The following is a 24,953-nucleotide window of genomic DNA, read 5'->3' as shown; positions in this document are numbered from 1 at the left end:
GACCTGACCGACATGAACTGATAGGGAGTTTCTTCGTGAGCGCAACCTCGAGCAAGACCACGGACACTGCTGACTTCTGGTTCGATCCGCTCTGCCCGTGGTGCTGGATCACCTCACGCTGGATTCTCGAGGCCCAGCAGGTACGCGACATCGAGGCCAAGTTCCACGTGATGAGCCTTGCGGTTCTCAACGAGGGCCGTGACCTTCCCGACGAGTACCGGGAGATGATGACCAAGGCCTGGGGCCCGGTCCGTGTCGCCATCGCTGCAGCGCAGCTGAAGGGCGACGATATCCTGCTGCCGCTGTACACGGCGATGGGGACGAAGATTCACAACGAGGGAAACAAGGACTTCGCCGACGTCATCAAGTCGTCCCTTGCCGAGGTCGGCCTGCCACCTGAACTGGCCGAGGCCGCCGACACCGACAAGTACGACGAGGCTCTGCGCGAGAGCCACCACAAGGGCATGGACGCCGTCGGACCCGACGTCGGAACCCCGACGATCCATGTCAACGGTGTGGCGTTCTTCGGCCCCGTGCTCTCACGCATCCCGCGCGGCGAGGACGCAGGCAAGGTGTGGGACGGCGCAGTCGCGCTGGCCGGCTACCCCCACTTCTTCGAGCTCAAGCGGACCCGCAACGAGGATCCTCAGTTCGACTGAGCGGCAGTGAGCGCCGGATTTCGGTAGAGCTGGCCCGGCCGGAAGAACAGATGCCCTGAGTGCGTGCGGTTGCGAAGTGCAGCCGCACGCCAGGTCAGCACCGGATGCGACGACAAGATGTTGACGAACCACGGGAAAAACCCGGATTCGAGTGTCGCCCGATCGGCCAGTTCGTCGAACCCGACCAGACCCACCAGATACTTTCCCGCGCCGAGGACGCCCATCGCGCCCGGTGCACCCTGCGGACGCATGTGAAAGCCGAAGTTGTCCGCCGTGTACTCCATGGAACGCGACAGCGAAGACCCGATCACCGGAATGTAGTTCGACGCGAACTGTCCCCACTGGCGCCAGTACGACGCATGCCCGGCAGCGATGTGGCCGACCTCGTGGCCGATGATGAATGCGAGCGCATCGGGCTCGCGTGCCTGCCCACCGACTTCGAACAGGTCGCTGTAGACGACGACGAAACGGCGAAATCCGTGCCCCGACGCGAACGCGTTGATCCGTCCGTTCCCCAGCACGACGTAGGCATCCGGCGGAGTTTTCATGCCGAACCGTGCCGCAGCCTCGGCAACGAGCTGATACCCCTCCGGAAACTGTGAAGGCGTCATCTTGATTCCGTTGACCTGTTGCGATCCGTACAGCTGACCTCGCGCGAGGAACAGCAGGATCGGAGCCGCGAGCACCACGAGGATCCACGTCGACAGATCACCCGCAGCGATCAGAACGATCGCCACCACATAAGTGACGACCGTCGTCAGCACCGCGAGCACGAGTAGCGGGATTTCCCACGGGTGGCGAACGGCGTCACTGCCCGGTGACATACGAAGGGCGGGTGCAGCGGCCTGGCCGTTGACGGGGTACATGGGCACCACGATAGGTGTGCTCGCGCGGCGATGCGTGTTCCTGAAAGTGTGACGTCGACCCGGGTGCGCCCGGCTGGTCGGGCCTGAGAGAATTGTCGCCATGCGCGTATACCTGGGTGCCGACCATGCCGGATTCGAACGTAAGAACGAGATCATCGAACACCTGAAAGCGAACGGCCACGAGGCCATCGACTGTGGTGCTCACGAGTACGACGCCGTGGACGACTACCCGGCTTTCTGCATCGAAGCCGCAAAGCGCGTCGTCGCCGACGAAGGCAGCCTGGGAATCGTCCTGGGTGGCAGTGGCAACGGCGAGCAGATCGCAGCGAACAAGGTTCCCGGCGCACGGTGCGCCCTCGCTTGGAGCGTCGAAACGGCGAAGCTGGCACGTGAGCACAACAACGCTCAGCTGATCGGCATCGGCGGACGTATGCATTCCCTCGAGGAATCGCTTGCCATCGTCGACGCTTTCCTCGCCACCGCATGGTCGGGTGAAGAGCGCCACCAGCGTCGTATCGACATCCTGTCCGAGTACGAGAAGACCGGCGTCGCACCGGCTCTGCCGCAAGCCTGATCCGAGAGTTGTTCCGTGCCTGAAGGTCATACCCTGCACCGGCTGGCACGGTTGCATGCCCGCAAGTTCGTCGGTTCACCGGTCCGCGTCCTCAGTCCGCAAGGCAGATTCGCCGAGGACGCGCGCCTGGTGGACGGACACGTACTCACGTCCTCGGATGCCTGGGGAAAGCACCTCTGGCACACGTACGACAACGGTCTGACAGTTCACGTACACCTCGGGTTGTACGGAAAGTTCACCGACGCCGCCCTGCCGATGGAAGAACCGGTAGGCCAGGTCCGGATGCGAATGGTCGGTGCCGATTTCGGCACCGACCTTCGTGGTCCCACCGCCTGCGAAGTCCTGCTACCTCCTCAGGTCGCCGCGATCGAGGCCAGACTCGGGCCGGACCCACTGCGCCGCGACGCGGATCCAGAGAAGGCCTGGTTGCGAATCTCCAAGTCCAAGACGGCAATCGGCGCCCTGCTGATGGACCAGGCGGTCCTGGCGGGTGTCGGCAACGTCTATCGCGCCGAACTTCTCTTTCGTCACGGAATCAACCCTGAACGACCGGGGAATCTCGTCTCTCACGGCGAGTGGACCGCCATGTGGGCAGACCTAGTCGAATTGATGAAAGTCGGCGTCAGACGGGGGAAGATGCACGTCGTTCGCGCCGAGCACGACAACGGAGATCCGGCGTACGCGAAGGATCGTCCGCGTACCTATGTCTACAGAAGAGCAGGATCGCCGTGCCGCGTGTGCGGCACACCGATCCTGCATTCCGTCATGAAGGCACGAAACCTGTTCTGGTGCCCGGTCTGTCAGTCTGCTTAGAAGTCGAAGCCGCCGAAGTCCCCGCCGCCCCCGAAATCCATTCCGCCTCCGTCGCCACCAGACCAGTCGCTTCCGCCGTCAGCGGTGTAGTCCGTGTTGTCGATACTTCCTTGGTCGGCGCCGGGATCACCGGCGTCCATACCCTGATCTCCCGAGTCACCGGAGCCTGTGTCGGCGCCGGGATCGCCACCCTGGGCGAAAGCCTCTGCGCCGTAAGGAACCCCGGCCATGCCGGAGAACATGGTCGAGAACAGCATCATCGAACCCAGACCCCAGGCGCCGGCGACGAGTGCAGGCTTCCACCAGGGTTCGGAGTACCAGCCGGCCGGGACCGGGCGTCCGGCGACTCGGCCACCGGGGTAGTAGTTGGGTGTGTGCGACGACGGATTGGGTGATGCGGCGACCTTGCGGCCCTCGAATTCGACCTCACGGTCTTCGGTGACCGAACCGGCAGCCTTCTGTCCGTCGATGGAAGGAACTTCCGGTCCCGGATCCATGCCCATCGCCACCCGTGCCGCGCGGATGTAGTAAAGCCCTTCCAGTGCAGTCTGTTTCGCGAGACGTGCTTGGACCGGCGTTGCGGCCTGATCGATCTGCGAGCCTGCGGCGTTGTACCGTTCGGCCGCGTCGGCGAGGGCTTGGCGCGACGCGTCGTCACTGCCGGTCAGGTTGTAGACCTGACCGCCGAGGCGTTCGATCGACTGCCGGGCATCGGCTTTCGCATCGTCGAGTTGTGTTGCGCTGTGGCCGGAACCGCGTTGCTGGCTTTTCATGACCAGGAATACGACTACGGCCAGAACGACGAGTATGAGAAGAATCGTGGTCACGTGGCCTCCCGAGCAGAATCGATCCGGACAACTCCAGGATACGGACCGCAGGGGAGTGGTCGGAGTGGACAAAGTCGGAATACAAAAAATCCGCACCGGCTGGGCCGATGCGGATCTTTTGTGGAGTTTCCCTCCTGATGGAGGGGATGACGGGAATCGAACCCGCGTGATCAGTTTGGAAGACTGAGGCTCTACCATTGAGCTACATCCCCGTGCATACGACAACTCGGGATCGCCGTGTTCGTCGTCTGCGATACGAAACTGTACCCAATGCCCCACCGGATTTCATAATCGGGGGGTCGGAGAAGTTCGAGACCGTCGTTCACCTGGGGAATTGGCGAATTGCTCGGCGAGTTGGGGTGTCTCGGCCGCAGGCGCGGCTTCTGATTCCGGCTCTGAATGGCAGTTGAGGCAAGGCTGTATGTGGCTGCTGTATGTGGCTGCCGTCGGATGACATACTGACGGGGTCGACAGCCGGGCCGTGTACAAATGGCGGTCGGGTTCGTGAGAGAGTAGTGAGCGCGATAGGGTTGTGCGCGGTCACCGATGGTGGCTGCCTTTGTGGCCCGCTGTCTTAGTGGCCTCGGATGGCCGTATCGTGTGTTTCATGTGATCGGAAACGGGATGTAGCGCAGCTTGGTAGCGCATCCGCTTTGGGAGCGGAGGGTCGCAGGTTCAAATCCTGTCATCCCGACAAGTACGTACATGGCACTTCACCTCCAGTAAGTCCGGGAGTGAAGTGCCGCGCCAGACAGCAGTACCGATTCAACACAAGTTGTGAGCAAGACCAGACGAAGGAGCGAAGTTTCGTGAAGAGCACCGTCGAGCAGCTCAGCCCGACGCGAGTCCGTATCAACGTTGAGGTGCCCTTCGCGGAACTCAAGTCTGATTTCGACAAGGCCTACAAGGCCCTCGCGCAGCAGATTCGTCTCCCCGGCTTCCGTCCCGGCAAGGCTCCGGCCCGCCTCCTCGAAGCGCGTGTCGGTCGCGGCGCTGTGCTCGAGCAGGTCGTCAACGACGCTCTGCCGTCGCGTTACTCCGAGGCTGTCACCAGCGCCGGCGTGAAGGCCATCGGCCAGCCCGAGATCGAGGTCACCAAGATCGAAGACGGCGAGCTCCTCGAGTTCACCGCCGAGGTCGACGTGCGCCCCGAGATCGAGCTCCCTGACTTCAGCTCCATCAACGTCGAGGTCGATCCGATCGAGATCACCGACGAAGCTATCGAAGAGCAGCTGCTTTCGCTGCGTCAGCGTTTCGGTACCCTCACCGGCGTCGACCGCGCAGTCGAGGACGGCGACTTCGTCTCCATCGATCTGTCGGCCACCGTCGACGGCGAGAACGTTGCCGAGGCAACCGCGAGCGGACTGTCGCACGAGGTCGGTTCGGGCCAGCTCATCGAGGGCCTCGACGAAGCCATCATCGGCCTCAAGGCGGGGGAGTCCAAGGACTTCACGTCGACGCTGGTCGCCGGCGAGTACGCAGGCAAGGAAGCTGTTGTCACCGTGACCGTGCAGACGGTCAAGGAGCGCGAGCTTCCGGCTGAGGACGACGAGTTCGCTCAGCTCGCCAGCGAGTTCGACACCCTGGAAGAACTGAAGGCTGACCTCCGTGAGCGCGTCGCACGCGTCCGCAAGGTCGAGCAGGCCGGTCAGATCCGCGACAAGGTTCTCGAGCAGCTGCTCGAGACCGTCGAGGTTCCGTTGCCGGAGGCTGTCGTCAAGGCTGAGGTCGACGCTGCACTGCACGACGCCGTTCACGGTCTCGATCACGACGAAGAGGCACTGAACAAGCTCCTCGAAGAGCAGGGCAGCAGCCGCGAAGAGTTCGACAAGGATGCACAGGAAGCCGCTGAGCGCTCCGTCAAGACGCAGCTCTTGCTCGACTCGATTGCCGATGCGGGCAACGTCACCGTCGGTCAGGACGAGCTCACCGAGCGCATCCTGTTCCAGGCGCAGCGTTACGGCATGGCTCCTGAGCAGTTCATCCAGCAGATCCAGCAGGCCAACCAGCTCGGCGCCGTCTTCGCAGACGTCCGTCGTGGCAAGGCTCTCGCGTCCGTCGTCGAGTCGGCCGGTGTCAAGGACACCTCCGGCGCAGTTGTCGACACCGCAGAGCTGTTCGGCAGCAGTGAGGCCGAAACCGAAGCGGACGAGTCTGATTCCGCCGAGAGCGAAGACAAGTAAAAACGCAGGCGGACGGGTGTTTTCACCACGATCGACTGCACTGAGTTTTCCGCTTTGAGCGAAGTAGGGCGGCACCGGGACTCCGGTGCCGCCCTACTTCGTTACTGTCTGTGTCAGTAGAAGTGTTTCGCATAGACGATCCACCGCACAAGTAGATCCACATAGAAGGCAGGTACCGTGACTTCCAATCACCTGGAGACTTTGCAGAGTCCCGCCATGACTTCAGCGACCGCTGGGTTGAACCTCAGCGACTCGGTGTACGAGCGCTTGCTGCGAGAGCGCATCATTTTCCTCGGTACCCAGGTCGACGACGACATCGCCAACAAGCTGTGCGCACAGATCCTGCTGCTCTCGGCCGAGGACCCGACGCGAGACATCTCGCTCTACATCAACTCGCCCGGTGGATCCGTGACCGCAGGTATGGCGATCTTCGACACCATGCAGTTCGCCGAGTGCGACATCGCCACCTTCGGCATGGGCCTTGCGGCGTCGATGGGTCAGTTCCTGCTCTCGGCAGGCACCAAGGGCAAGCGCTACGCGCTGCCTCACGCCCGCATCATGATGCACCAGCCGTCCGCCGGCATCGGTGGTTCCGCAAGTGACATCGCGATCATGGCCGAGCAGTTCAAGCACACCAAGCGCGAAATGGCCGAGCTGATTGCTCAGCACACCGGCCAGACGGTCGAGCAGATCACCGCGGACTCCGATCGTGACCGTTGGTTCACGGCGAAGGAAGCTCTCGAGTACGGCTTCGTCGACCACGTCGTCTCCCGTGCGAATCAGGCCGGCGGCACCGGCAACTGAGCCGGTACGCCCATCCTTTCGCTGCCCAATTCATACTTTGGAGAACTGATGACCAATCTTTTCGGAGCTAACTCGCTGGGCGGCCAGGCGCCGTCGGGCCCCCAATCGCGTTACATCCTGCCCCAGTTCACGGAGCAGACCAGCTACGGCGTCAAGACGTCCGACCCGTACAACAAGCTGTTCGAGGAGCGCATCATCTTCCTCGGCTCGCAGGTCGACGACGTGTCCGCCAACGACCTCATGGCGCAGTTGCTGGTTCTCGAATCGCAGGATCCGGACCGCGACATCACCATGTACATCAACTCGCCCGGTGGTTCTTTCACCGCGCTGATGGCGATCTACGACACGATGCAGTACGTCCGTGCCGACATTTCCACCGTCTGCCTCGGTCAGGCTGCTTCGGCAGCTGCCGTGCTTCTGGCCGGCGGTACGCCGGGCAAGCGCTTCGCGCTCCCCAACTCGCGCATTCTGATCCACCAGCCGGCTACGGGCGGCATCCAGGGTCAGGTTTCCGATCTGGAGATCCAGGCTGCGGAGATCGAGCGTATGCGTCGGCTCATGGAGAGCACGCTGTCGCTGCACACGGGTAAGGATCCGGAGACCATCCGCGTCGACACCGATCGCGACAAGATCCTCACGGCCGAGCAGGCCAAGGAGTACGGCATCATCGACGACGTGCTGGCTTACCGGAAGCTCAGCGCACAGAAGTAGTCGATTTCCGCCTCGTGTCGAGGACCTGTATCCCGATTCCCGACACGAGGCGGACACGTCGAGAAGTGCCTGGTGGAGCGCTTGCCAGGCTGAAATCTCGACTCTTTTCTTTTTTATCCGCAGGCGAAACGCCGAGAACAGGTCGACCCCGTTCGGGATCTGCGGGTACCGTCACTTCACGGGCTGGTTCTCGACCGGCGTTCTGCGATTGTTCGACCAGATTTGTTCGATCAGTTTGTCTGATCTGACAACTACCGAAGTACTGCGGAGCGTCTCGACCGATCGAGTGGCGGCGAGTGCACGTACATGATGGAAAGTAGGGACCTCACGAGATGGCACGCATCGGCGACGGCGGGGATCTGCTCAAGTGCTCTTTCTGCGGTAAGAGTCAGAAGCAGGTCAAAAAGCTCATTGCAGGACCCGGGGTGTACATCTGCGACGAGTGCATCGACCTCTGCAACGAGATCATCGAAGAGGAATTGGCCGAATCGAGCGAGGTCAAGCTCGACGAGCTTCCCAAGCCTGCGGAGATCCGAGAATTCCTCGAGAACTACGTCATCGGTCAGGACTCCGCCAAGCGGACGTTGGCCGTGGCCGTCTACAACCACTACAAGCGCATTCAGGCCGGCGACAAGGGCCGTGATGCGCGGGGTGAGACGGTTGAGCTCGCGAAATCCAACATCTTGATGCTCGGCCCCACCGGCTGCGGCAAGACGTATCTCGCTCAGACTCTCGCGAAGATGCTCAACGTCCCGTTCGCCATCGCTGACGCGACGGCGTTGACCGAGGCCGGTTACGTCGGTGAGGACGTCGAGAACATTCTGCTCAAACTGATTCAGGCTGCCGACTACGACGTCAAGCGCGCCGAGACCGGAATCATCTACATCGACGAGGTCGACAAGATCGCCCGTAAGAGCGAGAACCCGTCGATCACGCGTGACGTCTCCGGCGAAGGCGTTCAGCAGGCGTTGCTGAAGATCCTCGAAGGTACGCAGGCAAGCGTCCCGCCGCAGGGTGGCCGTAAGCATCCGCACCAGGAATTCATTCAGATCGACACCACGAACGTGCTGTTCATCGTCGCGGGCGCTTTCGCAGGTCTCGAGCGGATCGTCTCCGATCGTGTCGGCAAGCGCGGTATCGGATTCGGTGCCGAGGTTCGGTCGAAGGCCGAACTGGATACGGTCGATCGTTTCGCCGAGGTCATGCCGGAGGATTTGATCAAGTTCGGTCTGATTCCGGAGTTCATCGGCCGACTGCCGATGATCGCGTCGGTGACCAACCTCGACAAGGAATCGCTCGTTCAGATCCTGTCGGAGCCCAAGAACGCTCTCGTCAAGCAGTATCGTCGCCTGTTCGACATGGACGGCGTCGAACTCGAGTTCACCGAAGAAGCGCTCGACGCTATTGCCGATCAGGCGATCTTGCGTGGAACCGGCGCTCGTGGCCTGCGCGCCATCATGGAAGAGGTTCTTCTTCCCGTGATGTACGACATTCCCAGCCGTGACGACGTCGAAAAGGTGGTCGTCACCGCGGAGACCGTCAACGACAACGTACTTCCGACCATCGTTCCGCGTAAGCCGGAGCGTGGCGAGCGTCGCGACAAGACGGCGTAGAACTTCAAAACGACTGTGGCCCGGTATCTCTCGCGAGATGCCGGGCCACAGTCGCTCGCGCAACACAGTGGTTCGTGTAACACAGTGGTTCGTGCAGGGTGTCTGTGGGGTGGTCGGCTAGATCGGGTTGCCGAGCTCCTTGAGGGGGGTGCGGAACGTCTCCTTGGCGGTGAACGCCGAGATCGCGCAGATGACGCAGGCCACCGAAGTCAGAATGGCAACGGGCATCCAGTGTGTCTTGTCGCCGCCCATGAGGGCGTTGCCGATGGCGGGGGCAAAGCCTGCGAGGGCGAAGCCGACCTGGGTGCCGATCGCAATGCCCGAGTAGCGGACCTTGGTGTTGAACATCTCGGAGTAGAACGACGGCCAGATGGCATTCGGGGCAGCGTAGAAGACGGACATCAATCCGATTGCGGCGAGGAAGATCAGGGGAACGTTGCCGCTGGCGATTGCGCCGAAGTACACGTAGATGAACACCGCGCTACCGAGGGCGCCACCGATGAACAACGGCCTGCGACCGATCCGGTCGGAGAGCATCGCCCAGGCGGGCTGACTGAGCAGGGCTACGGCGTTGGCTGCGATGGCAACCCAGAGCATGGTCGACTTCGGAATCCCCACTTCTTCGGTGGTGGCGAAAGCGAGACCGAAGACGGAGAAGATGGTCGAGACGACGGCGATGAAAGCGCAGCAGATCACGCGAATCAGATTTGCGCTGTGGGTGCGAAGAAGATCGGCAACAGGCAATTTGGCGACGGTCTTGGATTCCTGCTGCTCGGTGAACTCTTCGGGCTCTTCGAGCTTGAGACGCATGATGTATGCCGCGACCAGAACGATCAGGCTGCCCCAGAACGGGATTCGCCAACCCCACGTGTAAAGGATGTCGTCGGGGAGCGCGGCGATGGGCAGGAATACGAGGCTGGCGAGGATGAAGCCGGCCTGGGTGCCGTTGAGGGTCCAACTGCAGAAGAACGCGCGTCGGCCTTCGGGGGCGTGTTCGAGCGTCAGTGAGCTGGCACCGCTCTGTTCACCGGCAGCGGAGATGCCCTGGGCGATTCTCATCAGGACAAGAAGGATCGGTGCAAGAACTCCGATCGAATCGGCGCTGGGAATACATCCGATGAGGAAGGTGGCTGCGCCCATCAGAATGAGCGTGAGCAGCATGATCTTCTTGCGGCCGACGCGGTCACCGAAATGGCCGAGGACTACAGCGCCGAGGGGACGCGCGACGTACGCGACACCGAAGGTGGCCAGCGAAAGCAGAGCCGCATGTCCGCTGTCCGGGAAGAACACCGTGGGGAAGATGAGCGCAGCGGCGGAGGCGTAGATGTAGAAGTCGTAGTACTCGAGCATGCTGCCGAGAAACGACGATGTTGCGGCGCGCTTGACCTTGGTCGTATCCGGCCTTGCCAAGGACCCCGCCTCGGGCCCGGACGGTGTAACCGTGCTAGCTGACATGCTCATCTCCTGGGTGGAAGCGTCGTGGAGGCTCTACATCCGCCGATTGTGTTCGTATAAAGAACGTCTGTGCGGAGAGCGATACAAGGAATGTAACCGACGCCACAGCAACTACACAAGATTATTAACCAAATAGTTCATAAAAATCTACTGGCGGTCACGCCGCTCGTCGAAACCGCAGTTCAGGGAGTTAGGAGGCCGGCTGTGCTGCGGCCGCCACCAACTGCTCCACCTGTTCCTCGGTGATCCCGAGGCCGAAGGTGGCGAGTTTTCCGAGCGGCATCGAGCCTGCGAGTGCCATCATCTCGGGGCTGACCGCCTGTGCACCGTCGCCCGCTGCGGCAGCCATGGCGGCGCCGAGAACTGCGCTGCCGACGGGATGGGCGAGCCATTCGCCGATGGTCGACATGGCGTCGAGCGTGCCGACGCCGACGTTCCCGGCCAGGGTGATCGTGTCGGTGGTTGCGATGTCCCGAGACGAGAAGCCGACGCGGATCTCGTAGTCGCCAGGTTCGATCGCCCAGTCCTGCGCCGCGACGGACCAATAGGCAAATGCCCTGGTGTCGAGCGTGATGGTCACAGTCGCGGATTCGTCGGGGTCGAGGTGGACCTTGGCGAAGCCTTTCAATTCCTGCGCGGGTCGATCGATGCTTGCCGAGGCGTCGTGGACGTAGACCTGAACGACGGTGCTGCCCGATCGGTCGCCGCTGTTGCGCACGGTGACGGTCACTTCGGCGGAGTTCTCACCGGCCTCGACGGAGGTATCGGTGATGTCGAAGGTGGTGTAGCTCAGCCCGAACCCGAACGGGTACGCCACTTCGCGCAGTGCGGAGTCGTAGTAGCGGTATCCCACGTACAGGCCTTCGCCGTAGCGGACGTGCTGCTGTGATCCCGGGAAATGCAGATACGACGGATTGTCTTGGAGGCGATGCGGAATGGTCTCCGTCAGGCGGCCGGACGGATTCGTGATGCCGAACAGAAGATCGGCAATCGCCGAGCCGCCCGCCTGGCCGAGTAGCCAGCCCTCGAGGATTGCGGCGGCATGATCCTTCCAAGGCTCGATCGCAACCACACCGCCGTTGGCGAGCACGACGACCGTGTTCGGGTTCGCGCCGTGGACCGCTTTCAGCAGGGCGATCTGGTCAGCCGGCAGTTCGATGTCGGTTCGGTCGAATCCTTCGGATTCCGTGGCGGACGGTAGTCCGAGGAACAGCACCGCGACGTCGGCGCGGCGTGCGGCGTCGACAGCCTCGGTGACCATGTCGTCGTCCGGAGTGCCGTCGAAGGTGAAGCCCGGTGCGAAAGTGACGCGGTCGGCGCCTTCGAGGTCGAGGATCGCGTCCAAGGCATTGTCGAGCTTGGTCGGGACCACCTGTGAACTGCCGGCTCCCTGGTACCGCGGGCTGCACGCGAATTCGCCGATCACCGCGACGGTTTGCCCGCCGGGGGTCAGCGGCAGCAGTTCTCCGTCGTTGGCCAGCAAGACAGCGGACTCCGCTGCAGCGGTCCGTGCCAGTTCGTGGTGACGCTCGACGTCGTACGTGTGGCCCTCGGTGCGCGCGGCGGCGGTGCGTGCCACCAGCGTCGCCAGGCGCTCGGCGGCAGTGGTGAGCACTGATTCGTCCAGGTCGCCGCCGCGCACGGCGTCGACGATCTGGGTATCGGTTCCGGTCGGCGGCATTTCCAGGTCGAGGCCCGCGGCGAGTGCCGCCACGCGGTCGTTGACCGCTCCCCAGTCCGAAACGACGAGGCCGTCGAAGCCCCACTGTTCGCGGAGTACCTCGGTGAGCAGCCAATGGTTCTGGCTCGAGTACACACCGTTGATCTTGTTGTACGAGCACATGACCGTCGTCGGGGCCGCGGTCTTGACGGCGTATTCGAAGCCGGCCAGATAGATCTCGCGCAGTGTCCGTTCGTCGACGTCGGCACTGACTCTCATCCGGTCGTGTTCTTGGTTGTTGGCAGCGAAGTGCTTGAGCGAGGTTCCGACGCCGCGAGACTGGATGCCGGTGATCAGGGCTGCCGCGACGCGGCCGGAGAGGAATGGGTCCTCGGAGACGTATTCGAAGTTCCTGCCACACAAGGGTGATCGTTTGATGTTGATGCCTGGGCCGAGGAGGACCGAGACCTGTTCGGCTTTGGCCTCGTCGCCCAGAGCCTCACCGACCTGGCGGATGAGGTCGAGGTTCCACGACGAGCCCAACCCGACCGCCGGTGGGAAACATGTCGCTGGAATGCTGTGGCCGAGTCCGAGTGCGTCGCCGCCCTCGGGTTGTTTCCGGACTCCGTGCGGACCGTCGGTCAGGAGTATCGATTCGATTCCGGGAACGGACTGGCTGTGCCAGAAATCCGAGCCCGACGTCAACGACGCCTTCTCCTCGAGTGAAAGCCCGTCTACGTAATTCTCGGTCACGTCATTCCTCCCGGTGGCAGCTGTGAGTTCCACTCACCACCGTAGGGGGATTTTTCGGACTTCGGGGTGGGTCAGGACGGCGCCTTCGAGGTCAAGAACGCAACAACCATGTCGCCGAGCATTGTTCGAAGATGCTCACGATGCGTCGAGTCGGTCAGGTCGCGGTCGAAGAGCGCTTTGAAGGTGTAACGATTGGCGATACGAAAGACGCAGTAACTGCTGATCAACATGTGAATATCGAGAGCATCTACGTCGGAGCGGAATGCTCCCGACTGCTGTCCGTCGTGGAGGATCTGCGAGACCAGGTCGGCGGCGGGGGCGCCGAGACCGCTGAGTAGCTCGGATTTCTCGATGTGCTCACCGCGGAGCATGTTCTCGTTGGCTACCAGCCGAATGAAGTTCGGGTGTTGTTCGTGGTGGTCGAAGGTGAGTTCGGCCAAGGCGCGGACTGCTGCCGTGGGTTTCAATCCCTCGAGGTCGAGTTCACGTTCCTGCGCACGAATGACGCTGTACGCGTGTTCGAGGACGGACTTGTACAGCCCTTCCTTGTCGGTGAAGTAGTAGTAGATCATGCGCTTGGTGGTGTGAGTCTTGGTTGCGATCTCGTCCACTCGGGCGCCGGCAAAGCCTTTGTCGGCAAACTCCTCGGTGGCGACGGCGATGATGTTCACCCTGGTCAGATCGCTGTTTCGGCGTCGTTTCTCCGGCTTCGACACCACGGAGTTCACTGACTGCTCGGAAACCATGTGCTCACTCTATCTGTCAGCAGTTTGTCGACTTTGCTTGTCGAGTCCGCGTCGGGGGAGTAACGTCCAGTGAACTAACTCACTAGTTCGTACATTAGTTTCGAGCGTCAACCCCGAGGTGCCCCTGATGACTTCATCTCTACCGATTCTGGTCCTCAACGGGCCCAACTTGAATTTGTTGGGCCAGCGCCAACCGGAGTTCTACGGGAGAGACACGCTGGACGACGTAGTTTCCCGCTGTGAAGCGGCGGCCGCGAAGTTCGGAGCGGTGGTCGAGGCAAGGCAGTCGAACCACGAGGGCCAACTGATCGATTGGATCCACGAGGCCAGGGGAAACGTTGCGGGCATCGTCATCAATCCCGGTGGGTACTCGCATACCTCCGTTGCGTTGCGTGACGCTCTGGTCACACTCGATGCCCCCGTCGTGGAGGTGCACATCAGCAACATCCACAGTCGCGAAGAATTCCGTCACCACTCGTATGTCTCCGGGATCGCCGACGCTGTCATCTGCGGATTGGGAATCGACGGTTACAGCGCCGCAGTCGAATTCGTCTGCGTCCGAGAAGGGAAGAACTGATGAGTGATTCGATCCTCTGCGGTCTGATCGGCACCGGCATCGGAGCCTCCTTGACTCCGATCATGCACGAGGAGGAAGGGCGCAGACAGGGCCTGCCGTACGTCTACCGCATCCTCGATCTCGATGCGATGGGGATGGCGCCGTCGGACATCGGTGAACTTCTCACCTATGCAAGACGTTTCGGGTTCCGCGGCCTCAACATCACTCACCCGTGCAAGCAGTTGGTGATCGAGCACCTCGACGAGCTCTCGCCGGATGCGAGCCGGCTCGGAGCGGTGAACACGGTCCTCTTCGACTCCGGCAAGGCGATCGGACACAACACCGATTGGTCGGGCTTCGGCCGAAATTTCGACGACGGACTTCCCGGCGCACAGCTCGATCGCGTCGTGCAGCTCGGTGCCGGCGGAGCCGGTGCGGCGGTTGCCTATGCCGCGCTCACCCGTGGCGTCGGGACACTGACGTTGGTCGATTCGAGCCTGCCTCGCGCGCAGGAACTTGCACAAACCTTCGCGCAGCAGTTTCCGGCGCAGGTTGTCGAGGCGCGGCACACGAGCGACCTCGCCGAAGTGCTCGGCAAGGCAAACGGATTGATCCACGCGACGCCGATGGGAATGGCGGCTCATCCCGGAATGGCATTCTCGCCGGATCTGCTTCGCCCTGATCTGTGGGTGGCCGAAATCGTCTACCGTCCACTCGAAACCGAACTGTTGCGTCAGGCAAGGTTGATCGGAGCCCCGACGCTCAGCGGAGGCGGAATGACTGTCTTCCAGGCCGTCGACGCGTTCCGGATCTTCACGGGCATCGAGCCCGACAGTAAGCGGATGCTCACGCACATGACGGAACTTGTACACGGCGAACAGACTGCGGCAGCGCTGTGAGTGCCCCGGTCCGGACGTCGATCGCGACGGTATCGCTCAGTGGCACTCTCGAGGAGAAGCTCGACGCCATCGCTGCTGCCGGCTTCGACGGCTTCGAGGTGTTCGAGCCGGATTTTGTTGCTTCGCCGTGGTCCCCGAAGGAATTACGAACGAGGGCTGCGGATCTGGGCTTGACCCTCGATCTGTATCAGCCGTTCCGTGACTTCGACACGGTGGACGAGGCCCAATTTGCTCGGAATCTTGTTCGAGTGCAACGCAAATTCGAGCTCATGGATCAACTGGGGTGCGAGACGCTCCTGGTGTGCTCCTCGCCCCTGCCGACCGCAAGTCACGATGACGGTCAGTTGACAGAGCAATTCGGAGCTCTCGCCGAACTGGCGTCCGAGCACGGCAAGAAGGTTGCATACGAGGCGCTCGCGTGGGGTGCCCACGTCAACACGTACGGCCATGCGTGGCAGATCGTCGAGGGCGTCGACCATCCTTCGCTCGGTACCTGTCTGGACAGCTTTCACATCCTCTCGCGCGGTGACGATCCCGCCGGAATTCGCGAGATTCCCGGCGAGAAGATCTTCTTCCTCCAGTTGGCGGACGCTCCGTTCTTGGCGATGGACATCCTCCAGTGGAGCCGGCATCACCGAAACTTCCCGGGGCAGGGCAGCTTCGATCTCAATGCGTTCGCTCAGCATGTCTACGCCACCGGTTACGACGGACCGTGGTCGCTCGAGATCTTCAACGACGTATTCCGACGCGCGGACACCCAGCGGACGGCAATCGACGCTCATCGGTCGCTCCTGCATCTGGAAGAACAGGTCGCCGCCGCGAACCCTGCCGCCGGTGGACCCACGCTGTTCACCGCCCCGGAGCGCACCCCGCTCGAAGGGATCGTGTCTCTGCGAATCGCTGCGGGTCCGGCTAAACAGGACCAGGTGCACTCGATGCTCTCTCGCGTCGGTTTTCATCTGGTCGGACGGCACCACGATCACGACTTGCAGTTGTGGCGGCACGGACCGCTCACCGTTGCCGTCGACGCGACAGCGGGCACGGTGTGGACGGCGCCCGGGCTGCCCGCGGATCTGCCGGTTCTCACTCAGATCGGCATCAGGGCAACCGAACCCGAAGTGTGGGGAGAGCGCGCTCTGGCTCTCGAAGTACCGGCGACGCGCGTGCAGTTGCCCGGTTCGAGCGACGAGAACTCCGAGGTACCGGACGTCGTACGCTTGAAGGTCACCGATGCGACATCGATCGACCTTCGTGGCCCTGGCAGCGCTGCAGCGTGGGAATCGGCATTCGAGATCTACCCGCTGCCCGCCGAGCGCAATCGTGAACAGGGCGCAGTGTTCACCGGGATCGACCACGTGGCACTGGCAGTTCCGGCGGAGAGTTGGGACGGCATCATGCTGCTCCTGCGGTCCGTGTTCGAGATGCAACCGCACGAGGGGCAGGACGTCACCGATTCGGTCGGACTCATGCGGAGCCAGGCACTCACGCTCGTTCAGGACGGTGACGGACATACCCTGCGGATCTCACTGAACATGGTGGAGGGCAGTCGAAGCGGGCTGCCGACGGTCCGCCGCGGCGGCGTCAGCCACGTCGCTTTCGCGTGTGAGAACATCTTCGGTGCCGCTGCGTCCATGCAGGACTGGGGCTTTGCTCCGCTACCCATTTCCCCGAACTACTACGACGATCTGGACGCACGTTTCGGTCTGAATTCAGAACTGCTCGACCGGATGCGCAGCGCCGGAATCCTTTACGACGCGGACGCTCACGGCGAGTTCTTCCACCTGTTCACCCCGACCGTCGGGGGAGACCTGTTCTTCGAGGTCGTGCAGCGGGTGGGTGGATACGAGGGCTACGGGGAAGTTAACTCCGCTGTGCGACTGTCGGCTCAGTTGCGCGCGAGTTCGACGTGACCTCGACTCGGTGCGGGTGCGAGTAGATATTCATCGAATCGCCGCGGATGAAACCGGCGAGAGTCAGCCCGGACTCCTGCGCTAGTTCCACGGCCAGCGACGACGGCGCGGAGACAGCACCGAGGATCGGAATGCCGGCCATGACGGCCTTCTGGACGAGTTCGAACGACGCCCGACCGCTGACGATCAAGATCGTGTCGTAGAGGGGCACTCGGCCGTCGGTGATGGCCCAACCGATCACCTTGTCGACGGCGTTGTGACGGCCGACATCCTCGCGCAGTGCCAGGAGTTCGCCGGTGGCGGTGAACAATCCGGCCGCGTGCAGGCCACCGGTGCGCTCGAAGATCCGTTGGCTCTCCCGCAGTGTGACCGGCATGGCCGACAGGATGGTCGAGGTGACGGAAGTCGTGTCACCGACCAGCGGATGTCGCGTCGTGGTTCGGACGGCGTCGAGCGAGGTCTTGCCGCACACGCCGCACGCGGAACTGACGACGGTGTTCCGATCGGTGGTGTGGTCGGGCAACGGCACTCCGGGAGCGAGAGCGATGTCGAGGACGTTGTACGTGTTCGCACCGGATTCGTCGACGCCGTCGCAGTAGCGGACGACGCTCACGTCGTCGCGGGTGGCGATGACACCTTCGCTGAGAAGGAATCCGTGCACGAGGTCGACGTCGTTGCCGGGGGTCCGCATCGTCACTGCCAGCACCTGACCGCCCACTCTCATTTCGAGTGGTTCCTCGACGGCCAGCGTGTCGGGGCGCGTGACGACCCGATCACCCGAGATTCGAACGACCGGTGTTCGTGCGGTGACTCGTCCCATCTCAGGCGCCCGATGCTTCGAGTCGAACGGTGACGGCCTTCGACACCGGCGTGTTCGACTTGGCCGCAACGTGTTCGAGGGGAACGAGCGGATTTGTCTCCGGGTAGTACGCCGCAGCATTGCCGCGCGGGGTGTCGTAGGAGACGATGCGGAATTCCGTGACCCGACGCTCTTCGAGTGTGCCGTCGGGTGTTGTCCACTCGGACACGATGTCGACGAGATCGCCGTCACGGAATCCGAGCGCGGTGATGTCTTCGGCGTTGACGAGGATGACTTTGCGTCCGCCCTTGATGCCGCGGTATCTGTCGTCGAGGCCGTAGATCGTGGTGTTGTACTGGTCGTGGCTGCGCATCGTCTGCAGAATCAGGCGCCCACTCGGAGTGGGTATCCAGTGCAGGTCGTTCACGCCGAAGTTGGCTTTGCCGGTGTGCGTGCGGAACTCACGCGAGTCACGCGGCGGGTGGGGGAGTTGGAATCCGTCTGGCTCTCGAACGCGGGAGTTGTAGTTTTCGCAGCCTGGCACTACCCGTGAGATGGAATCGCGGATCAGGTCGTAGTTGCCCTCGAAGGCCGACCAGCGGACGGAGTGATCGTTGCCGAGTAGTTCGCGGGCGAGTTGGCAGATGATGGCGACTTCGCTACGCAGGTAGGGGCTGACCGGTGTGAGGCGTCCGCGCGACAGGTGCACCATGGACATCGAATCCTCCACGGAGACAAGCTGCTTTCCGCCGGCTTGGACGTCGAGGTCGGTGCGTCCGAGGGTGGGGAGGATGATCGCGGTCTGCCCGTGGACCACGTGACTGCGGTTCAGCTTGGTGGACACCTGCACGGTGAGTTCGCATTGACGCAACGCTGTTTCGGTCGCTGCGGTGTCCGGGCTTGCCTGGATGAAGTTGCCGCCCATCGCCATGAAGAAGCTTGCCTTGCCTGCGTTCATGGCGCGGATTGCGTCGACGGTGTCCCATCCGTGCTTGCGGGGACTCGAGATCGAGAACTCGGTGTCGAGCGCGGCCAGGAACTCTTCCGGCATCTTTTCCCAGATGCCCATCGTGCGGTCACCCTGGACATTGGAGTGTCCTCGCACCGGACAAACGCCGGCACCGGGTTTGCCCATCATTCCACGCATGAGCAGCAGGTTGACTGCTTCTTCGATGGTGGCGACTCCGTGTGTGTGCTGAGTGATCCCCATGGCCCAGCAGGTGACGGTTCGCTCGGATCGGGCAAGTGCGGCCGCCGTTTCCTCGAGCTGTGCCATCGACAGACCCGTTGCCTCGAGTACCGTGTCGAGATCGACCGCGCGGATGTGCTTCTCGTATTCGTCCCAACCGGCGCAGTACCGGTCGACGAAGGCACGGTCGACGACCGTCCCGGGAGCGCGATCTTCCTGCTCGAGCAGCAGCTTCCCCAGGCCTTGGAACAGCGCCATGTCGCCGCCCAGCCGGATCTGCAGGAACTCGTCCGCGATGTCGACTCCGTGCCCGATCACGCCGGACACCTTCTGTGGATCCTTGAACCTGCGCAATCCCGCCTCGGGCAGAGGATTGATGGCAATGATCTTGGCGCCGTTGCTCTTTGCCTTCTCCAGCGTCGAGAGCATTCGAGGGTGGTTGGTGCCGGGGTTCTGTCCGGCGATGAGGATGAGATCGGCGTTCTCGAGGTCGGGAACCGTCACCGAGCCTTTGCCGATGCCGATGGATTCGGTCAGTGCGCTTCCGGACGACTCGTGACACATGTTGGAACAGTCGGGCATGTTGTTGGTGCCGTAGCTGCGAATCATCAACTGGTAGAGAAACGCGGCTTCGTTGGACGTGCGACCGGAGGTGTAGAACACCGCTTCGTCCGGCGATGCGAGGCCGTTCAGATGTTCGGCGATCAGTGCGTACGCGCCGTCCCAGTCGATCGGCCGGTAATGGGTTGCTCCCGGCGTCAGGACCATCGGGTGCGTCAGTCGCCCCTGCTGTCCGAGCCAGTAGTCGGTCTTGCCTTCGAGATCGGCGATCGAGTGCTCCGCGAAGAATTCGGGTGTGACGGTGCGAAGCGTTGCTTCCTCGGCAACAGCCTTCGCTCCGTTCTCGCAGAATTCGGCGGGCTTGCGATGTCCGGGAGTCTCCGGCCACGCACACCCCGGGCAGTCGAAGCCGTGTCGCTGGTTGAGTCTGGTGAGCGTTCGGGCGGTCCGCAAGGCTCCCATCTGCTCGATTCCTCGTTGCAGCGACACCAGAACGGCCGGAACTCCGGCGGCGTAGTCCTTGGGGTGCGTGACTTCGAGATCCGATTCGTCGATGTCCTTCGAGGGGCCCTGGCGCGTCATGTCTCCATAGTGGCCCGAACGGCGCGGTACTGCCATCGAATGGGCCGGTCGAACTAGCCGGAATGAAGCTTCCATCGGCTAGCCTTACCTACCGAACCAGCAGACTTTAAGGGGTAGGAACATGGATCGAACGGACGCAGGTCGGCTGACCCGGCGCGGATTTCTGATCGGCACGTCGGGAGCGTTGCTGGCATTCGCCGCAGCCTGCTCCAGTTCGAACGACGAGGACACACCTCCCAGCGGTGACTCTGCGGAATCGATCACCCACAAGTTCGGGGCTACGGAGTTGCCCAAGGATCCGCAGCGGATCGTCAGTGTCGGATACAACGATCAAGATGCGATCCTGGCGCTCGGTGGGACCTTGGTCGGAACCTTCGACTGGTACGGCGATTACCCCTACGGAGTGTGGCCCTGGGCGCAGCCGCTGCTGAACGGGGCGACTCCCGAGATCATCGGAACTGCGGGCACCACCATTCAGATGGAGAAGGTCGCTGCCACGACACCCGACCTCATTGTCGGCACCTACTCCGGGCTCACTCAGGCGCAATACGACAAACTCAGTGCCATTGCGCCGACGGTGGCGCAGCCCAAGGAGTTCGCGGATTACGGAATCCCCTGGCAGAACCAGACGACCATCATCGGCGAAGCGTTGGGGCAGCAGGGTAAGGCCACCGAGCTGATCGCCGGCGTCGACCAGAAGTTCGCCGACGTGAAGACGGCCAATCCGGCGTTTGCCGGCAAGACCGTTCTGGTCGGCGCGTTGAAGGGGCCGGGGCAGTTCGGGGTCTACGGACCGGAAGACCCGAAGGTGCGGTTCTTCACCGAACTCGGATTCGTGAATCCGCCTGTCACCGATCAGATCACGGGTAACTTCGCCGAGATCAGCACCGAGCAACTCTCGCTCGCGGACGTCGACGTACTCGTCTGGTACGCCGGTGGCGGCTACGGCGACAAGCTTCGCGCGGAGCTGGACAAGACCCCGATCTACCAGGAACTCGACGTCGTGAAGGACGGCCGCGCGATCATTCTGGAAGACGCTGCTGCCGAAGCCATGACGTGGAGCACCGTACTGAGCTTGCCGTACGCGCTCGAACAGATTCCGCCGCGGATTGCGGGCTTGCTCGTCTGATCGGTTCAAGGACAGCGCTGTTCAAAGTCCAGTGATTCGGACAGTCGGCGGTACTCTCGCCTCATGGGTGTACACGTACGGCCGGCTGTCCGATCCGATATTCCGGCACTGTCGGCAGTGTTGGCCGAGGCGTTCGAAGATGATCCCTTGATGGCGTGGATGTTGCCGGACGAGGCCACCAGGGCTGATCGCCTGACGAAACTGTTTGCCGCAGAGACTCGTTACCACCACCTCGCCGGGGGCGGCGTCGAGGTGGCCACCGACGACAACGGCCTGATCGGCGGGGCAACTCTGTGGGATCCGCCGGGGCGGTGGAAGCAGTCGTGGATTTCCGGGCTCGTGAGCCTGCCCGCAATGGTGCGTGTCTTCGGCAGGGGGCTTCGACACGCGGCCGAGGTCAGCTCCGTTCTCGAAGGAGCACACCCGAATTCGCCGCACTGGTATCTCGCGACCGTCGGGACCGGCAGCGCGGCGCGCGGTGGGGGATACGGCAAAGCGCTGCTGAACTCTCGGTTGGAGCGTTGTGACCGTGAACATGTCGACGCTTACCTCGAGAGCAGCAAGGAATCGAACATCCCGTACTACAACCGCTTCGGTTTCGAAGTGACCCGTGACATCGTCATGCCAGGCGGCGGGCCGACGATCTACGCAATGATGCGTCAACCGCGGGGCGCGTGATACGAACTAGTGGTGACCCAGATTCCCGAGCTCCACGCAGGCACACCGTTCGACGAACTCGACGACTACATCGCTCTGGCCAGGTTGTCCGGCCTGGTGTTGTCACCTGACGGCTCGCTGCTGATCTGCGCGCGCGCCGTTCTCGACGACAAGAGCGCCGAATACGTGTCCTCGTTGTGGGAGATCGACCCGGAAGGCCGGCGTCCTGCGCGTCGGTTGACCTGGGGTTCGACCAGCGAGTCCGGTGCTGCCTTCGCGTTCGACGGCGACGTGCTCTTCACTGCCACGCGAGCCGTGCCGGGCGAGAGTGATCCGCAACCAGCACTCTGGCGCCTACCAGCGGCGGGCGGAGAAGCTCAGCTGCTGATCTCGCGTCCCGGTGGTGTCTCGTCGGTATCAGCGGCGAAGGCGGCGCCGACGTTCGTGGCCCAGACGTCGGTCATGGCTTCGGCGATCAGCCTCGACCAGGACGATCAGGTGCGATCGGCGCGCAAGGACAAGAAAGTCACGGCGATGCTGCACACCGGTTATCCGGTGCGCCACTGGGACCACGACCTGGGCCCCGATCATCCGCATCTGGTTGTGGCCGAGACGGATTCGAAGGAATCCGTCGAGTTGCGGGACATCACACCGACGGCAGGCGCAGCGCTGCGGGAGACGTCGACCACGATTTCCGACGACGGTCTCTTCGTCGTGACCACGTGGACTGTCGGCGATGCGAGTGCCGCCCGCCGATCGACGTTGGTTCGGATCGACACGGTGACCGGTGACCGAGTCACGCTTGTCGACGAGGCCGACGCGGACGTCTACAACCCGGTGCTCTCGCCGGACGGAACCAAGCTCGCGTTCATCCGGGAGACACTCACCACACCGGAGTCCGCACCACGAATGACTCTGCAGCTCTACGACTTCGGATCCGGTGCCGTGACCGGCGTCGCCGACGGCTGGGATCGCTGGCCTACCTCACTTGCCTGGCTACCCGACGGATCCGGGCTGGTCGTCACCGCTGACGACGGCGGCCGCGGTCCGATCTTCACCATCGACCTGTGGGGCCAACCAGTGCGCCTGACAGCCGACGACGCGGCGTACACCGACGTTCGAGTGGCGCCGGACGGTGAGTCGATCTACGCGTTGCGAGCCTCGTACGAAGCGCCCCCGCACGTGGTGCGGGTCGATCTGCGATCAGGTGAGATCACCGCACTTCGTGGGCCCGACACTTTGCCGGAGCTGCCGGGAACATTGACCGAGATCACCGCGCGTGCCGAGGACGGTTCGACGGTGCGTAGCTGGTTGGCGCTGCCGACGGGCGCCGCGCCGCATGCACCGGTGCCATTGCTTCTCTGGGTCCACGGCGGCCCACTCGGTTCGTGGAACACCTGGTCCTGGCGGTGGAATCCGTGGCTGCTCGTCGCCAAGGGCTATGCAGTACTGCTACCAGATCCCGCGCTCTCGACCGGATACGGCCAGGACTTCGTCCAGCGGGGGTGGGGTCAGTGGGGCAAGGCGCCCTTCACCGATCTGATGGCGATCACCGATGCTGCTGTCGCCCAGCCCGAGATCGACCCCAAGCGAACAGGCGCGATGGGTGGTTCGTTCGGTGGTTACATGGCCAACTGGATTGCCGGACATACCAACCGTTTCGACGCCATCGTCACCCACGCGAGTCTGTGGGCACTCGATCAATTCGGCCCGACGACGGACGCTGCCTGGTACTGGCAGCGCGAGATGTCGCCTGAGATGGCCGTCGAGAATTCGCCGCATCTGTACGTCGCGGACATCACGACTCCGATGCTGGTCATCCATGGCGACAAGGACTACCGGGTTCCGATCGGTGAGGGCTTGCGACTCTGGTACGAACTGCTTGCCGAGTCAGGTCTGCCCGCCGACGACGACGGGAAAACGGACCATCGCTTCCTCTACTTCCCCGACGAGAATCATTGGGTGCTCAAGCCGCAGCACACCAAGATCTGGTACGAGGTGGTCACCGCGTTCCTCTCCGAGCACGTTCTCGGCGAAGATGTCGCGCTACCGGAGATTCTGGGCTGAACCCGCGCGTGCCTCGTTCGGATGAAACACCGAACGAGGCACGAGCGTCTTCGCGTGGATCCGGACCGGAATCAGGCGCCGGGGCAACGAACGGTGTACGACCACTCGGTGTGGTCAGGGCCCGTGACGCGAACCAGAACGGACGACGCCCCACCGGCGGGCACGTTGACGACAGCTGAACCAGTTCCCTCGTTGATGTTGTCGCCGATGTATCCGGTGCTGTGGATCAACCGTCCTTCGTAGTACACCTCGATCAGGTCCGGGATGTCCTCGGTTTCGTAGCCGAGTACGAACGACGTCGGTCCGCCGCGGCCGAGCTCGTGCTTGGTGCTGGTGATTCCTGCGCCGCCGGAGACCGTCGAGGCGTCGCAGCGCTGCGTGGGTGCAAACGATCCGCCGCCGCCGCTGCCGCTGGCCAGGCCACTGAGAATGTCCCTGACGTTGCCACTGGCCAGGCCGTTGACGATGTCCGTCGCGCTGGTCGAACCGGCGTTCAGGCCGCCGAGGACGTCGTTGAGGTTCCCAGTGGCAATCCCGCCGACGATGTCGCCCACGCTGCCGCTGGCGATGCCGTTTGCGATGTCGTTCCCGATATCGCCGACGCTTCCGTTGATCGTGGCGCTGCCACTGTCGATGCTTCCTTGCACACTTTCTTCGATGCCGGGGGCAGCGGACGCAGTCGCCGGAAGCACGAGGGCAACCGCCGCTCCGATCGTCGCGGCCGCCGCCAAGGTTCGAACGCCGGGACGGCGAGAACTCCAGTTGTTCAACATATTTGCTCCACGGGTAGTTGGTCGGTCGTCCTTCAGAGCGATCCTGTCAGCGGAGCGGATCGGTGAATATCGTTTGTTCGGCTGACCCCGGACCGCGGGGCAGTCGTTCGTGTGCGCCGCGGCGGCCGACGGGCGAATTCGTTCACGACGGGGGAGTCATTAGGATC

Annotated in this window: 21 protein-coding genes and 2 tRNA genes; 14 read left to right on the top strand and 9 right to left on the bottom strand. The window is 62.8% G+C overall.

Translation table 11 applies throughout. The features are described 5' to 3' along the window. Positions 1-35 precede the first annotated feature (35 nt). Positions 36-659, top strand: a complete 624-nt coding sequence (locus ATN38_RS13535) for a DsbA family protein (RefSeq protein WP_007730951.1) — start codon at positions 36-38, stop codon at positions 657-659. Here ATN38_RS13535 and ATN38_RS13530 read toward each other — a convergent pair. After that, on the bottom strand, positions 647-1,483 hold the full coding sequence (locus ATN38_RS13530; protein ID WP_228232720.1) for a M48 family metallopeptidase: 837 nt from the start codon (positions 1,481-1,483) through the stop codon (positions 647-649). The genes ATN38_RS13535 and ATN38_RS13530 overlap by 13 nt on opposite strands. A gap of 142 nt (positions 1,484-1,625) precedes the next feature. Here ATN38_RS13530 and ATN38_RS13525 point away from each other — a divergent pair, with 142 nt between their 5' ends. After that, on the top strand, positions 1,626-2,099 hold the full coding sequence (locus ATN38_RS13525) for a ribose-5-phosphate isomerase (protein WP_003944571.1): 474 nt from the start codon (positions 1,626-1,628) through the stop codon (positions 2,097-2,099). Between the two features lie 15 nt (positions 2,100-2,114). Continuing rightward, positions 2,115-2,912, top strand: coding sequence for an Fpg/Nei family DNA glycosylase (locus ATN38_RS13520; protein WP_003944531.1), 798 nt, complete (start codon positions 2,115-2,117; stop codon positions 2,910-2,912). On the opposite strand, the gene ATN38_RS13515 is transcribed toward ATN38_RS13520, so the two are convergent. After that, positions 2,909-3,685 (bottom strand): hypothetical protein, encoded by a 777-nt coding sequence (locus ATN38_RS13515; RefSeq protein ID WP_047270838.1) that lies wholly within the window; start codon positions 3,683-3,685, stop codon positions 2,909-2,911. The two genes, ATN38_RS13520 and ATN38_RS13515, sit on opposite strands and share 4 nt — an antisense overlap. 192 nt (positions 3,686-3,877) lie before the next feature. Beyond that, a tRNA-Gly gene (locus tag ATN38_RS13510) sits at positions 3,878-3,951 on the bottom strand. A gap of 408 nt (positions 3,952-4,359) precedes the next feature. On the opposite strand from ATN38_RS13510, the gene ATN38_RS13505 reads away from it, so the two are divergent. The 5 genes from ATN38_RS13505 to clpX all read left to right on the top strand — a co-directional run bounded on the left by ATN38_RS13505 (position 4,360) and on the right by clpX (position 9,050). Then, a tRNA-Pro gene (locus tag ATN38_RS13505) sits at positions 4,360-4,433 on the top strand. Positions 4,434-4,548: 115 nt separating this feature from the next. Further along, positions 4,549-5,922, top strand: a complete 1,374-nt coding sequence (tig, locus tag ATN38_RS13500; protein WP_007730958.1) for a trigger factor — start codon at positions 4,549-4,551, stop codon at positions 5,920-5,922. Positions 5,923-6,138: 216 nt separating this feature from the next. Continuing rightward, positions 6,139-6,726, top strand: a complete 588-nt coding sequence (locus ATN38_RS13495; RefSeq protein ID WP_007730960.1) for an ATP-dependent Clp protease proteolytic subunit — start codon at positions 6,139-6,141, stop codon at positions 6,724-6,726. 48 nt (positions 6,727-6,774) lie between these two features. Next, entirely contained in the window at positions 6,775-7,437 is a 663-nt protein-coding gene (locus tag ATN38_RS13490; protein ID WP_003944539.1) for an ATP-dependent Clp protease proteolytic subunit, read from the top strand. A gap of 332 nt (positions 7,438-7,769) precedes the next feature. Continuing rightward, positions 7,770-9,050 (top strand): ATP-dependent Clp protease ATP-binding subunit ClpX, encoded by a 1,281-nt coding sequence (gene clpX, locus ATN38_RS13485; protein WP_003944582.1) that lies wholly within the window; start codon positions 7,770-7,772, stop codon positions 9,048-9,050. 117 nt (positions 9,051-9,167) lie between these two features. Here clpX and ATN38_RS13480 read toward each other — a convergent pair whose 3' ends face one another. The 3 genes from ATN38_RS13480 to ATN38_RS13470 form a co-directional block, all read right to left on the bottom strand. Then, on the bottom strand, positions 9,168-10,505 hold the full coding sequence (locus ATN38_RS13480) for an MFS transporter (protein ID WP_003944496.1): 1,338 nt from the start codon (positions 10,503-10,505) through the stop codon (positions 9,168-9,170). 190 nt (positions 10,506-10,695) lie between these two features. After that, a complete protein-coding gene (locus ATN38_RS13475) occupies positions 10,696-12,918 on the bottom strand; it encodes a glycoside hydrolase family 3 C-terminal domain-containing protein (protein ID WP_218748098.1) in 2,223 nt (740 codons plus the stop codon). A gap of 71 nt (positions 12,919-12,989) precedes the next feature. Beyond that, the gene (locus ATN38_RS13470; RefSeq protein WP_007730968.1) at positions 12,990-13,664 is read right to left on the bottom strand and encodes a TetR family transcriptional regulator; all 675 of its coding nucleotides are present in this window, start codon (positions 13,662-13,664) and stop codon (positions 12,990-12,992) included. 127 nt (positions 13,665-13,791) lie between these two features. Here ATN38_RS13470 and aroQ point away from each other — a divergent pair, with 127 nt between their 5' ends. Genes aroQ through ATN38_RS13455 form a run of 3 tightly spaced genes read left to right on the top strand, consistent with a single transcriptional unit; the run spans position 13,792 to position 17,029 of the window. Continuing rightward, positions 13,792-14,241, top strand: a complete 450-nt coding sequence (gene aroQ / locus ATN38_RS13465; RefSeq protein ID WP_007730969.1) for a type II 3-dehydroquinate dehydratase — start codon at positions 13,792-13,794, stop codon at positions 14,239-14,241. Further along, on the top strand, positions 14,241-15,119 hold the full coding sequence (locus ATN38_RS13460) for a shikimate dehydrogenase (protein WP_007730970.1): 879 nt from the start codon (positions 14,241-14,243) through the stop codon (positions 15,117-15,119). Before aroQ ends, ATN38_RS13460 begins: the two co-directional genes overlap by 1 nt. Next, the gene (locus ATN38_RS13455; RefSeq protein ID WP_073512179.1) at positions 15,116-17,029 is read left to right on the top strand and encodes a sugar phosphate isomerase/epimerase and 4-hydroxyphenylpyruvate domain-containing protein; all 1,914 of its coding nucleotides are present in this window, start codon (positions 15,116-15,118) and stop codon (positions 17,027-17,029) included. The genes ATN38_RS13460 and ATN38_RS13455 overlap by 4 nt, the downstream gene beginning before the upstream one ends. Here the strand turns inward: ATN38_RS13455 and fdhD are convergent. Both fdhD and ATN38_RS13445 read right to left on the bottom strand, forming a co-directional pair. Beyond that, positions 16,980-17,849 carry a formate dehydrogenase accessory sulfurtransferase FdhD gene (gene fdhD / locus ATN38_RS13450; RefSeq protein WP_064113167.1) on the bottom strand — a complete coding sequence of 290 codons (870 nt, stop codon included), beginning with the start codon at positions 17,847-17,849 and terminating at the stop codon, positions 16,980-16,982. The two genes, ATN38_RS13455 and fdhD, sit on opposite strands and share 50 nt — an antisense overlap. 1 nt (position 17,850) lies before the next feature. Next, complete coding sequence (locus ATN38_RS13445) at positions 17,851-20,160, bottom strand: FdhF/YdeP family oxidoreductase (protein ID WP_030536640.1); 2,310 nt, start codon at positions 20,158-20,160, stop codon at positions 17,851-17,853. A gap of 121 nt (positions 20,161-20,281) precedes the next feature. Here ATN38_RS13445 and ATN38_RS13440 point away from each other — a divergent pair, with 121 nt between their 5' ends. From ATN38_RS13440 to ATN38_RS13430, 3 genes are all read left to right on the top strand, one after another. Further along, on the top strand, positions 20,282-21,289 hold the full coding sequence (locus ATN38_RS13440) for an iron-siderophore ABC transporter substrate-binding protein (protein ID WP_030536639.1): 1,008 nt from the start codon (positions 20,282-20,284) through the stop codon (positions 21,287-21,289). Positions 21,290-21,352: 63 nt separating this feature from the next. Further along, positions 21,353-21,967 carry a GNAT family N-acetyltransferase gene (locus tag ATN38_RS13435; protein WP_218748097.1) on the top strand — a complete coding sequence of 205 codons (615 nt, stop codon included), beginning with the start codon at positions 21,353-21,355 and terminating at the stop codon, positions 21,965-21,967. Positions 21,968-21,979: 12 nt separating this feature from the next. Continuing rightward, positions 21,980-24,013: a S9 family peptidase gene (locus ATN38_RS13430; RefSeq protein WP_030536637.1), complete on the top strand. Its 2,034-nt coding sequence runs from the start codon at positions 21,980-21,982 to the stop codon at positions 24,011-24,013. A gap of 71 nt (positions 24,014-24,084) precedes the next feature. Here the strand turns inward: ATN38_RS13430 and ATN38_RS13425 are convergent, their stop codons facing one another. Continuing rightward, positions 24,085-24,786, bottom strand: coding sequence for a hypothetical protein (locus tag ATN38_RS13425; protein WP_113683741.1), 702 nt, complete (start codon positions 24,784-24,786; stop codon positions 24,085-24,087). Between the last annotated feature and the right edge of the window lie 167 nt (positions 24,787-24,953).

The sequence above is a fragment of the Rhodococcus sp. FH8 genome (assembly GCF_019266085.1).
GTDB classification, from domain to species: Bacteria; Actinomycetota; Actinomycetes; order Mycobacteriales; family Mycobacteriaceae; genus Rhodococcus_F; species Rhodococcus_F qingshengii.
The sequence above is the reverse complement of the archived record's forward strand: the minus strand, read 5'-3'. Positions and strand labels throughout refer to the sequence as shown.